At 67.5% G+C, this 11815-nt stretch carries 10 protein-coding genes and 1 pseudogene; 6 read left to right on the top strand and 5 right to left on the bottom strand.

Translation table 11 applies throughout. The annotated features are described in order from the left end of the window. Positions 1–6: 6 nt before the first annotated feature. Both prmC and pip read left to right on the top strand, forming a co-directional pair. A complete protein-coding gene (gene prmC, locus ABB25_RS12840; RefSeq protein ID WP_057667413.1) occupies positions 7–882 on the top strand; it encodes a peptide chain release factor N(5)-glutamine methyltransferase in 876 nt (291 codons plus the stop codon). A gap of 49 nt (positions 883–931) precedes the next feature. Then, on the top strand, positions 932–1876 hold the full coding sequence (gene pip, locus ABB25_RS12835; protein ID WP_057667411.1) for a prolyl aminopeptidase: 945 nt from the start codon (positions 932–934) through the stop codon (positions 1874–1876). 81 nt (positions 1877–1957) lie between these two features. On the opposite strand, the gene ABB25_RS12830 is transcribed toward pip, so the two are convergent. The 4 genes from ABB25_RS12830 to ABB25_RS14945 are packed head-to-tail and all read right to left on the bottom strand — an operon-like array spanning position 1958 to position 4798. Then, on the bottom strand, positions 1958–2755 hold the full coding sequence (locus ABB25_RS12830; protein ID WP_083488335.1) for an N-formylglutamate amidohydrolase: 798 nt from the start codon (positions 2753–2755) through the stop codon (positions 1958–1960). After that, positions 2748–3299, bottom strand: a complete 552-nt coding sequence (locus ABB25_RS12825) for an NUDIX hydrolase (RefSeq protein WP_057667410.1) — start codon at positions 3297–3299, stop codon at positions 2748–2750. Before ABB25_RS12825 ends, ABB25_RS12830 begins: the two co-directional genes overlap by 8 nt. Before the next feature lie 9 nt (positions 3300–3308). Continuing rightward, positions 3309–4220, bottom strand: coding sequence for a 5'-3' exonuclease (locus ABB25_RS12820; protein WP_057667408.1), 912 nt, complete (start codon positions 4218–4220; stop codon positions 3309–3311). Continuing rightward, entirely contained in the window at positions 4217–4798 is a 582-nt protein-coding gene (locus ABB25_RS14945) for a nitroreductase family protein (RefSeq protein ID WP_057667406.1), read from the bottom strand. The genes ABB25_RS12820 and ABB25_RS14945 overlap by 4 nt, the downstream gene beginning before the upstream one ends. Positions 4799–5084: 286 nt before the next feature. Here ABB25_RS14945 and ABB25_RS12810 point away from each other — a divergent pair, with 286 nt between their 5' ends. Next, positions 5085–7424, top strand: coding sequence for a DUF1631 domain-containing protein (locus ABB25_RS12810; RefSeq protein WP_057667404.1), 2340 nt, complete (start codon positions 5085–5087; stop codon positions 7422–7424). Positions 7425–7487: 63 nt separating this feature from the next. Here ABB25_RS12810 and ABB25_RS12805 read toward each other — a convergent pair whose 3' ends face one another. Beyond that, the gene (locus ABB25_RS12805; protein ID WP_152981219.1) at positions 7488–7910 is read right to left on the bottom strand and encodes a hypothetical protein; all 423 of its coding nucleotides are present in this window, start codon (positions 7908–7910) and stop codon (positions 7488–7490) included. 110 nt (positions 7911–8020) lie between these two features. Between ABB25_RS12805 and sufT the strand changes: the two genes are divergently transcribed. From sufT to ABB25_RS12790, 3 genes and pseudogenes are all read left to right on the top strand, one after another. Further along, positions 8021–8572, top strand: coding sequence for a putative Fe-S cluster assembly protein SufT (sufT, locus tag ABB25_RS12800; RefSeq protein ID WP_057667400.1), 552 nt, complete (start codon positions 8021–8023; stop codon positions 8570–8572). Between the two features lie 86 nt (positions 8573–8658). Continuing rightward, entirely contained in the window at positions 8659–9756 is a 1098-nt protein-coding gene (locus tag ABB25_RS12795; RefSeq protein WP_057667398.1) for a branched-chain amino acid aminotransferase, read from the top strand. Positions 9757–10053: 297 nt separating this feature from the next. Then, positions 10054–11796 (top strand): annotated as a pseudogene (locus ABB25_RS12790) (S8 family peptidase); the annotation flags it as partial. Positions 11797–11815 lie beyond the last annotated feature (19 nt).

Genomic DNA, 11815 nt, shown 5'->3' with positions numbered 1-11815 from the left:
CCTGCCATGTCCGTGCCACTTCCCGCCGCTGCCTGTGCCGCCGATCTGCTGGCCTGGGCCGGTCATCATCTGCCCACCCCCGAAGGCCGGGCCGAGGCGCGGTTGTTGCTGCTGCATGTGCTCGGCCAGCCAGCAGTGTGGCTGTTCAGCCATGACCGTGAGCCGGTTGATCCGGCCGCTGCGCGCCGCTTCGGTGAGCTGGTCGTGCGGCGTGCGGCAGGCGAGCCGGTGGCCTACCTGACCGGCAGCCGTGGCTTCTGGAACCTGGAGCTGGCGGTCAGCCCGGCCACCCTGATCCCGCGCCCGGAGACCGAGCTGCTGGTCGAGCAGGCGCTGCTGCGGCTGCCTGATGACGGCCGTCCGCTGCGCATTGCCGACATGGGCACCGGCACCGGTGCGGTGGCACTGGCCATTGCCGCCGAGCGGCCGCAGGCGATGGTGCTGGCCACCGACCTGCTTGGCCCGACCCTGGCGGTGGCGGTGGGCAATGCCCAGCGCAACGGCATCGACAATGTGCACTTCCGCCGCGGCAGCTGGTACCGCGCGCTGGGGCGCGACCGCTTCGATGTGATCGTCTCCAACCCGCCGTACATCCGCAGCGATGATGCCCATCTGCAGCAGGGCGACCTGCGCTTCGAGCCGCCAGCGGCACTGGCCTCCGGAGAGGATGGGCTGGAGGCGATCCGGATCATTGCCGCCGGCGCGTGCGATCACCTGGTGCCGGGTGGCTGGCTGCTGCTGGAGCATGGCTGGGACCAGGGGCCGGCAGTGCGCGCGCTGCTGGACGCGGCCGGGCTGGAGCAGGTGCAGACCGTGGTCGACCTGGAAGGCCGTGACCGTGTCAGCCTGGGCCGCCGCCCCGGCCGTTCGCTGTGGGATTGAGCGCCAGCCTGCGGCTAGACTGGTGGCACTGACTATTGCCAGGTGTCCCATGCGCACGCTGTACCCCGAAATCGAACCGTTTGACGTCGGCACATTGCAGGTCGACGACCGCCATACCCTGTACTACGAGCAGTGCGGCAACCCGAATGGGAAGCCGGTGGTGATGCTGCACGGCGGCCCCGGTGGTGGCTGCACGCTGAAGATGCGCCGTTTCCACGACCCGGCCCGGTACCGCATCATCCTGTTCGACCAGCGCGGTGCCGGCCGCTCGACCCCGCACGCGGACCTGGTGGACAACACCACCTGGGACCTGGTGGCCGATATCGAGAAGCTGCGCACGCACCTGGGCGTGGATGCCTGGCAGGTGTTTGGCGGCAGCTGGGGCTCGACCCTGGCCCTGGCCTATGCCCAGGCCCACCCGCAGCGCGTCACCGAGCTGGTGCTGCGCGGCATCTTCATGCTGCGCCGCTGGGAGCTGGAATGGTTCTACCAGGAAGGCGCCAGCCGCCTGTTCCCCGATGCCTGGGAGCACTATCTCAAGCCGATCCCGGCGGTTGAACGCCATGACCTGATTTCCGCCTTCCATCGCCGCCTGACCAGCGATGACGAGGCGACCCGCCTGGCTGCGGCCAAGGCCTGGAGTGTGTGGGAAGGCGCGACCAGCTACCTGCATGTGGACGAGGACTTCATCAACAGCCACGAAGACCCGCAGTTCGCGCTGGCCTTTGCGCGCATCGAGAACCACTACTTCGTCAATGGTGGCTTCTTCCAGGTCGAGGACCAGCTGCTGCGTGACGCGCACAGGATCGCCGACATCCCCGGCGTGATCGTGCATGGCCGCTATGACGTGGTCTGCCCGATCGCCAATGCCTGGGACCTGCACAAGGCCTGGCCGAAGGCGCAGCTGGTGATCAACCCGGCCAGCGGCCACTCGGCCTTCGAGGCCGAGAACGTGCACGCGCTGGTGGAGGCGACCGACCGCTTCGCCGGATGATCGGCCGGCCCGCAGGCAGTGTCCTGCCGGCACTGAAAAGGGCGGCCCTTGGGCCGCCCTTTTCATGGGCAATGTGACGTCTCAGTCCAGGCCGTCCAGCAGTGGCGGCAGCAGTCGTGCCAGCCGCGCCGCCCAGGCGGCTTGCCCGGCGGCATCACTGATCAGGTCCTGACGGATCTCGATCTCCACATACGGCAGGCCGCGGCCTTCGGCATGCACGTTGGCGCCGTAGTCGCTGTCATCGCTGACCGCATAGGGCTGGTTGTCGCCGACCACCAGGTCGCCCTCGGCCAGCAGTGCAGCATGCAGGCGCATCGCCAGCCGGGCGTCGCGGTTGTAGAGCACGCCACAGTGCCAGGGCCGGGCAATGCCGTTCATCACCGGGGTGAAGCTGTGCAGCAGCACCGGCACCGCTGGCTGCCCGCAGGCGGCGCGGCGGTCCAGCTCGGCGGCAATCGCGGCGTGATAGGGCACGTGGATCGCGTCGATCCGGGCCTGGCGCTGGTCATCGTCCAGATCGGCATTGGCGGCGATCACGGTGCCGTCGCTGAGCGCCGGCATCAGCGTCGGCGAGGCGAGCGGGCGGTTGCAGTCGATCACCAGCCGCGAATAGGTCTGCTCGATCGCCCAGGCATCGAGCTGCGGCGACAGCTCGCGCAGCACGCCGGCAATGCCGATATCCCAGCCGATGTGGCGGTCGATCTCACCGGCCGCCAGGCCAAGGTCGCCCAGGCTGGCAGGAATGGCCTGTCCGGCATGGTCGGCCACCAGTACAAACGCGGAGCGGCCAGCGCGGTGGTGGATGGTGAACGGAGCCGGGTCGTCCGTGCCGAGCAGCGGCGCGCAGGCCGCTGCGGAGAGGATGCTGCCGTCAGCCACGCGGGGTACCGTCCAGTTCGTGCTCGATCATCCACAGCCCGGCCCAGAGCTTGGCATCGAGCTGGTAGCCCTGGCCCATCTTCTCCACCAGCCAGGCCGCGGCGCGGGTCCGGGGCACGTGGTGGACAATGATGTCCTCGCTCTCGTCGCCGCCGCCTTCGCCGACCTTGCGCAGGCCGGTGGCGCGGACGAAGGCGATCTTCTCGTTGCTGGCCCCGGCCGAGGTCGGCCCGATCATCAGTACCTCGGCCTGCTCGGCGGTCCAGCCGGTTTCTTCCTCCAGTTCGCGGATCGCCGAGGCCTCGATCGATTCGCCGGCATCGATGTCGCCGACCAGGCCGGCCGGCATCTCGATGCACTTGGCCTGCAGCGGCACGCGGAACTGTTCGACAAACAGCACCTCGTCGGCCGGGGTGACGGCGATGATGATCGCGGCCAGGCCACCGGCATGGGTGCGCTCGGAGTATTCCCAGCTGCCGCGTACCACCATGCGCTGGTACTTGCCTTCGTAGACCGTGCGGGGCGGCGCGGTGTTGTGTGCCATGGGCAATCCTCAGGCAGGAGTGGAGTCAGGTGCAGGCAGGCCGGCGGCGGCAAACAGCCGGCGCCGGGTCATCGGGCCCATGCGCAGTACCCGCGCCAGGCCGTCGAGCATCTGGCCATCGGGCTGGCTGCGCTGCAGCCCGGCCAATGGTGGCGCCAGGGCATCGCAGGCCACCGTGGTCAGCTGGCGGAACAGCAGGGCCTGGGCGCGTTGTTCGCGCAGGCGGGCGGCGATGGCTGCGGCGCCACGCAGGCGCAGAAAGGGCACTTCATCGATGCGCGCCAGCAGTGCGTCCAGGCTGCCGAAATGGGCCAGCAGCACCGCCGCCGACTTGGCGCCGATGCCGGGAATGCCGGGAATGTTGTCCACCGCGTCGCCGCACAGCGCCAGGTAATCGGCAATCTGGTGGGCATGCACGCCGTAGCGGGCCTTGACCTGGTCCACGCCCCAGCGCTGCTGGCGCGGCATGTCCCACTGCTCGTCGGCATCGACCAGCAGCTGCGACAGGTCCTTGTCGGCGGAGATCACCAGCCCGCGCAGGCCGGCGGCGCGGCCAATGTGCAGCGCGCTGCCGATCAGGTCATCAGCCTCGTACTCCGGGTGGGCCAGCACCGGCAGGCCGAGTGCGGCGCACAGCGCCTTGCAGTGGGCGAACTGGCGGCGCAGCTCCTCCGGTGCCGGTTCGCGGTTGGCCTTGTAGGCCGGGTACAGGCGGTGGCGGAAGCAGCCATCCAGCGCCTCGTCGAAGGCGATGGCGATGTGCTGCGGGCGTTCGCGCTCGAGCAGTTCCAGCAGGAAGCGGGCAAAGCCATGCACCGCGTGCACCGGCCAGCCGCCGGTGTCGGTCATCTCCGGTGGCAGCGAATGCCAGGCGCGGAACACATAGATGCTGGCATCGACCAGGTACAGCGGGGATTTCATGGTGCCGGTGCGGTCCAGTCGGTCAGCAGGTCCGCCGGGTCGGGGCGTTCGCGATCGGGGGTATCGATTTTCGCGCTGCCGATATGGATGAAGCCGACGATGCGCTCTTCCTCGCCCAGCCCCAGGTGGCGGGCCACGGCGCGGTCCTCGGCCATCCAGGCGGTCAGCCATTGCGCGCCAAAGCCCAGGGCATGAGCGGCATGCAGCAGGTTCATGCACACGCAGCCGGCGGTCAGCAACTGCTCCCACTGCGGCACCTTGGCGTGCGCCTGCGGGCAGGCAATCACGGTGATGATCAACGGCGCATGGCTGAAGCGCTCGCGGTCCTTGTCGATCAGCGCCTGGTTGCCGGGGTTGCGCTGCGCGCTGCGTGCGGCCAGGAGGGCACCCAGCGCCAGACGGGCATCGCCTTCGATCCGCAGCAGCCGGAAGGGCACCAGCTTGCCGTGGTCGGGCACGCGGACCGCGGCCGTGAGCATGGCCTGCAACTGGCCCGCATCCGGAGCAGGCAGGCCCAGCTGGCGCGACGGGGTTGAGTGGCGGCCGAGCAGGGCGGCCAGCGGTGAATCAGCGGACATGCACAAAGTGGGGCTTGCGGACAGGCAGGCAGTATAGGCTGGCGGTTGTCGCTCAAGATGGCTGGCACCATGAACGCGCCGGCAGTGCCAGTGGTCTGGATCCACTGTCGCGGGGTGACCAAGCTGTCCCATGTGTGACGCGCAGCGTCAGCTGCGGCGTAAAACTGAGAGTTGAGTCACGGAGTATCCAGCAGGCAACTCTTACGATGTGCTGGGAAAAATGCGGACCGACACCGGTCTTGTAGTTGCCTCTGTAAAATGCCGGCTGGGCATGGAACCTGCGCGTATGAACCTCGAGCAAAACCCCTCTCAACGTCTGCAGCGCGATGGCCGCCTGCTTGCGATGGCCAGCGAACAGGTCTTGCCGGGTTTGGAGCAGGCCTTCGCTGTCGCCTTGACCCGGTTTGATGACGCGTTGTTTGACCGTGCCGAGCGGGCCGGCAGCGCCCAGCCACAGTTTCTTGATGCGATGCGCGAGCTGCGTCTGCGCCGCAACGACATCATTGCCGCCTTCACTGCCCACCTGCGTCTGGCCTGGCAGGCCCTGGAGGCCGGGACGCCGTTGTCGGCCGAGCGGGTACTGGCCGGTGATGCCGCCGAAGGGGGGCTGAGCCTGGTGCCCGAGCATGTACTCGAATCGCGCCTGGCCGTGCGCAACTTTGCCATCGTGCTGCTGCGCGACTGCAAGCAGCAGCTGGCGCGGATCGACCGCCGCGTCGGCTGGATCGCCGGTGGCCTGCTGCTGGATGCCGATACCAATCCGGTTGGTCCGGAGCACGTCGGGGTGGCGATCCACCAGGCGTTTGCGGGTGTCGAGCTGACGGCCGAGGCACGCCTGGTGGTGATCAAGCTGTGCGAGCGCGAGCTGACCCCGGCCATCACCAAATTGTATGAATCCCTGGATGCCAGCCTGGCCAACGCCGGTGTGCTGCCCCAGGTCGCGCCGTTGCGGCGTGCCGCCGCTGCGCCGCCCCCGGCGCCGGCCGCGGCAATGATGCAGCAGGCCGAGCAGGCGCAGGCCTACGATGCCGATGGCCAGTACGCACCGGCCTGGGCGCAGCGTTTCCTGGATCGCTGGGCGCAGAGTACCGGGCGCATGGAGGCGGCGACCGGTGCCGGCCGCGCAGGCCACGCGGCGGACGAGGCGTTGTCCGGCCCGGGGGCGCTGTTGGAGGCATTGAATGAGCTGCTGGCGCAACGGCGTGGCCCGGAGCCGGAGGCTGCCGCCCAGGGTGGGCGGGCATTGAATCCGCGGGAAATGATGAATGTGCTTTCGCTGCTGCAGAGCACGCCCAGTGCAACCCTCAGTGCGGCCATTGGCGAGCATGGCGAATCGCTGGCGCAACGGCTCAAGAGCGAGGTGCTGCATTCGGCTGGCCAGCTGGGCATGGCGCCTGGTAGCGCACGCCTGGAAGCGGCTGACGAGGATGCGATTGACCTGGTCGGGATGCTGTTTGATGTGATGCTCGACGAGCGTGACCTGGCCGGACGCTCGCGTGAGCTGATCGGCCGTCTGATCGTGCCGTTCGTCAAGGTGGCCCTGCTGGACCGCCGGATGTTCGTGCAGAAGACCCATCCGGCGCGTCGTCTGCTCAATTCGCTGGCCGAAGCCTGCGAGGGCAATACCGGGCAGACCCCGGCCGAGCGCGTGTTGATGGCCAAGGTCGAGGAAATCACCGAGCGGCTGGTGGCCGAGTTCAACGAGAACCTGGCGATCTTCCTGACCCTGGAAGAGGAATTCCGTGATTTCCTTGCCCAGCACCGGCGCAAGGTCGAGATTGCCGAACGCCGCGCGGCCGAGACCCAGCGTGGCCAGGAGCGACTGGAGCAGGCGCGGCGGCGTGCGGCGGCCGAAGTGGCCCGACACCTGGACAATGACCCGCAGCTGCCCAAGGCCATTGCCGATTTCCTGTCCTCGCCCTGGCAGCACCACCTGGCCCTGTGCCTGCTGCGCGAGGGAGAGGAAGCGCAGCAGGCGGCCAGCGAGGCGCTGCAGCTGGGCGATGCCTTGATTGAGGAGCTGGCCGAGGCACGCCGCAATATTGTCGGCAAGCCCTGGCTGCAGGCGCAGCAGCCAGGCCTGCGCAGGGTCTTTGCCAGCATCGGCCTGCACGATGATGCGGCCAGCGCCGCCATCGATGCCCTGCATGACACCCTGCAGGCGGTAGCCGAACGCCGTCCGCAAGATGAGCGTGAACTACCCGAGCTGCCGCAGGTCGTCCTGCCCAGCGTGCCTGCTGCTGATGCGCCGGCCGAAGACCTGCAGCAAGCGGCGGCCAGCGAGAATTTCAACCATGCCGATGCCGACCGTTTCCGCCAGATGGCCGTTGGCACCTGGCTGGATTTCATCGACAAGGACGGCAAGGTGCAGGCCGGAAAGTTGTCGTGGGTCAGTCCGATCTCCGGCCGGCTGCTGTTCGTGAACCGCCGCGGTGTACGTTTCTGTGTGGCTTCGCCCGAGGAGCTGGCGGTGATGGTGCAACTGGGCCGGTTGCGCGCCCATGCCAGCGACGGCGCGTTTGACAGTGCCATGCAGGGGGTGATCGACCGGCTGGATCCAGGCGTGGCCGCAGCCGCAGGCGATCCGGTGGTCAAGCCGCCGGTGCAGGCCCCGACCGTGCATTGAGTGGTTCGGGCGCAGACAAGGACGCCGGCCCTGGGCCGGCGTCTTTGTCTGGCGGCCCCGGCCTCAGCGTGGGCGTGCCAGCCACCAGCCGGTGACCAGGGCGGCGAGGATCCAGCAGACATCGCCGATGTCGTTGAACAGGCGGGCATAGGTCCAGGCCAGGTGCAGGCCAAGCCGCGATGCCGAGGCGAACAGGTCCAGCCCCATCATCATGCCGATACGGCCGGCGATGATGCCCCAGTTGGCCAGCAGGCAGGCCGCCACCACGCTGGCCAGGGTAACGATGATGCGCAGGCGCCCGCGCGGCAGCGTACCCAGCTGCAGCATCCAGCTCAGCTGGATGGCGGTGAGGACGGCCATCCAGCTCGCCTGGCGGTCATTGCCCAGTGCCAGTACGACCCATGCCAGCGTCATCACGCTGCCGCCGAGCAACAGCATTGCCGGCCACAGCCAGTGTCGGGTACGGGGAGAGCGCTGTGCGGGCATGCCACGATCCATGAAAGAACCACAGCATAACTGGCCTTCAGCGCAGCGTGGGCGAGTCGGATAAAATAGGACCGTTGCAGGACTGTTCCTGCGTAGTCTGCATTCAGCCCATGTATTCCCGTAGCAGCGAACCGATCCATTTCGAACGTGATTGCCAGGCGGTGATGGTCCCGCAGGGTGATACCGTCACCCTGCCGGCGGGTAGTTACGGCTATATCACCCAGGCCCTGGGTGGCAGTTACACCGTGTTTGTCGAAGGCAACCTGTTCCGCATCGCCGGCAAGGATGGCGATGCCATTGGCAAGGAGGCGCCGGCGCCGCTGGAGCTGCCCGACGATGCCAGTGACGAGGATGTGGAGCGCTTGGTCTGGCAACAGCTGCGGACCTGTTTTGACCCGGAAATCCCGGTCAACATCGTCGAACTGGGGCTGGTCTACAGTGCCCAGATCGAGCATGGCGATGATGGCCGGCGCAAGGTCGAGGTCAAGATGACCCTGACCGCCCCCGGCTGTGGCATGGGCGAGGTGCTGGTCGATGACGTGCGCTCCAAGGTCGAAATGATCCCGACGGTGAGCGAGGCCGATGTCGAACTGGTCTTCGATCCGCCCTGGGGCCGGCACATGATGAGTGACGAGGCGCGCCTGGAAACGGGCATGCTCTGAGCCGGCGTGGTGTAATTGATGGGCGATCTGTTGCGTTACCGGCTGTCGGCAACGCCAAGTCCCACCGCTACTGACAGGAAACCATCGTGTCTGAGTCTTCGTTGAGCTTTGCCGTCACCGTCAATCCCTCGCCGCGTACTGCCCAGCAGCGTGCGGCGATCCTGGAAAAGCCGGGCTTCGGCGTCCACTTCACCGACCACATGGTCGCCATCCGCTGGGACAAGGACACCGGCTGGCATGACGCGCAGGTCATGCCGTACGGGCCGATCAGCCTGGATCCGGCCGCCGCGGTGCTGCACTACGGCCAGGAAATCTTCGAGGGCATCAAGGCCTACCGGCACGCCGATGGCTCGGTCTGGACCTTCCGCCCCGAGGCCAACGGCGCACGACTGCAGCGTTCGGCCGCGCGTCTGGTGCTGCCGCAGCTGCCGGTGGATCTGTTCGTCGAGTCGCTCAGGCAGATGATTGCCGTCGATGCGGCTTGGGTGCCGGACCAGGATGAGGCCAGCCTGTATTTCCGTCCCTTCATGATTGGTGATGAGCCCTTCCTCGGTGTGCGTGGTGCACAGAAGGCCAGCTACTACGTGATTGCCAGCCCGGCCGGCCCGTACTTCGCCAAGGGTGTGGCCCCGGTGGCGATCTGGCTGTCCACCGATTACGCGCGTGCGGCCAAGGGCGGCACCGGCGCGGCCAAGTGTGGTGGCAACTATGCCGCTTCGCTGTTGCCGCAGCAGAAGGCCCAGGAGCAGGGCTGCTCGCAGGTGCTGTTCCTGGACCCGGTGGAAGGCCGTTACCTGGAAGAACTCGGTGGCATGAACGTGTTCCTGGTCTACGGCAAGACCAATACCCTGGTCACCCCGGCGCTGTCGGGCTCGATTCTGGAAGGCATCACCCGTGAATCGATCCTGCAGCTGGCGCGCGACCGCGGCATGAACGTGGAAGAGCGCCAGGTCTCCATCGATGAATGGAAGGATGGGGTGTCCTCGGGCCAGATCACCGAAGTGTTCGCCTGCGGCACCGCGGCGGTGGTGACCCCGATCGGCCAGCTCAAGGGCGAGGGCTTCTCGGTTGGCGATATCAACGCGCCGGCCGGTGAGGTGACCATGTCGTTGCGCAAGGAACTGACCGACATCCAGTACGGCCGCCTGCCGGACCGTCATGGCTGGCTGGTGCGTCTGGGCTGAAAGCCGGCGCCCATTACCCGTGAACACAACGCCGCCGGCTCGCTGCCGGCGGCGTTTTTGTTTGTGTGCAGGGGTGTTGGTAGCGCGAATGTGATCGCGATGCGGTTGATTCTGTGCCGTAGATCACCTTTCGGTCCTTTTGTCCAGTGTTTTCGGTTGGTTGCTATTGTGTTTCATTCAGGTTGCAGCTAGCGTCGTCCTCCGGGCAGCAGAAGGGGAGCGGCCCAGCGCTGCCGCCGGCGTCCCGGTGGTCATTCCGTGCCGACAGGCACTTTCTGCGAATTACAGGGAATTGCGATGACACACGTTACGCACCGCCGGGCACTGACCATCTTCGGCGCCACTGTTCTGACTTCTCTGCTGCTGGCTACCCCCGGTTTTGCTGCCCAGGTCAATCTGTCCGGCCTGCAGAGCGCCGAGACCCACCAGGCATTCATCGTCAAATACCGCGACGCCGAGGTAACCACCAGCGCTGCCCGCAGCAGCGTACTGAGCCGCTCGCTGGCCGCTGCGGTCAAGGGCATGCCGGTACGCAATGGCCGCGCCGTTGGCTTGACCCGGGTGCGTGAACTGGCGGTGGGGCCGACCCTGGTGCGCGCGAACCGTGCGCTGGACCGGGCCGAGGCCGAGCAGCTGATGCGTGCCATCGCTGCCGATCCGGCGGTGGAATATGTCGAGGTCGACCAGATCCTGCACCCGGCCTGGACCCCGAACGACCCGAGCCTGAGCTCGCAGTGGGGCTTTGTCGGTACCTACGGCATCAAGGCGACCCAGGCATGGGATCTGTCGCGCGGTGCCGGCACCGTGATCAGTGTGATTGACACCGGCAGCACCAGCCACCCGGATCTGAACGCCAACACCCTGGCCGGCTACGACTTCATCACCAACACCACCACGGCCAACGATGGCGGCGGCCGTGATGCCGATGCCAGCGATCCGGGTGACTGGAACACTGCCGGCCAGTGCGGTACCGGCAGCCCGGCGTCGAATTCGTCCTGGCATGGCACGCACGTGGCCGGCACGGCCGCTGCGCTGACCAACAACAGCACCGGTGGCGCCGGTACCGCACCGGAAGCCAAGCTGGTCCATGCCCGCGTGCTGGGCCGTTGCGGTGGTTCCACCTCCGATATCGCCGACGCCGTCATCTGGGCCTCGGGTGGCACGGTTTCCGGCGTGCCGGCCAATGCCAACCCGGCCGAAGTGATCAACCTGTCGCTGGGTGGCTCGGGCAGCTGTGGCACCACGATGCAGAACGCCATCAATGGCGCGGTGTCACGCGGCACCACGGTGGTCATCGCGGCCGGCAACAGCAACGCCAACGTCTCCGGTTTCACCCCGGCCAACTGCGCCAACGTCATTGCCGTGGGTTCGATCACCAATACCGGTGCCCGGTCCAGCTTCTCCAACTACGGCGCCGGCATCGACATCGCCGCGCCCGGCTCGAGCATCTACTCCACCCTCAACGCGGGCACCCAGGGTCCGGGTTCGGCCTCGTATGCAAGCTACAACGGCACCTCGATGGCAGCCCCGCATGTGGCTGGCGTGGTCGCGCTGATGCAGGCGGCCGCCCCCTCGCCGCTGACCCCCGCACAGATCGAAACCATCATCAAGAACACCGCCACCCCGTTCCCGTCGACCCCGTCGCAGCCGATCGGCCCGGGCATCATCAATGCCCATGCCGCGGTGCAGGCCGCTGCCGGTGGCACCACTCCGACCCCGGATCCGGACCCGACCCCGGGCGGCCTGCAGAACGGCGTGCCGGTCACCGGCGTGTCTGGTGCAGCCAGCTCGACGACGTACTGGACGGTCAGCGTGCCGGCCGGTGCCAGCAACCTGGTCATCGCCAGCTCCGGCGGCACCGGTGATGCGGACCTGTACGTGCGTGCCGGCAGCCAGCCGACCACCTCCAGCTACGACTGCCGTCCGTACCTGAGCGGCAACAACGAGACCTGCACCATCGCCTCGCCGGTGGCCGGCACCTACCACGTGATGCTGCGCGGCTACTCGGCCTTCTCCGGCGTCAGCCTGCGGGCCAGCTGGCAGACCGGTGGTGGCGGCG

Origin of the sequence: Stenotrophomonas koreensis (genome assembly GCF_001431525.1) — a bacterium.
Taxonomy (GTDB): Bacteria; Pseudomonadota; Gammaproteobacteria; order Xanthomonadales; family Xanthomonadaceae; genus Stenotrophomonas; species Stenotrophomonas koreensis.
The sequence above is the reverse complement of the archived record's forward strand: the minus strand, read 5'-3'. Positions and strand labels throughout refer to the sequence as shown.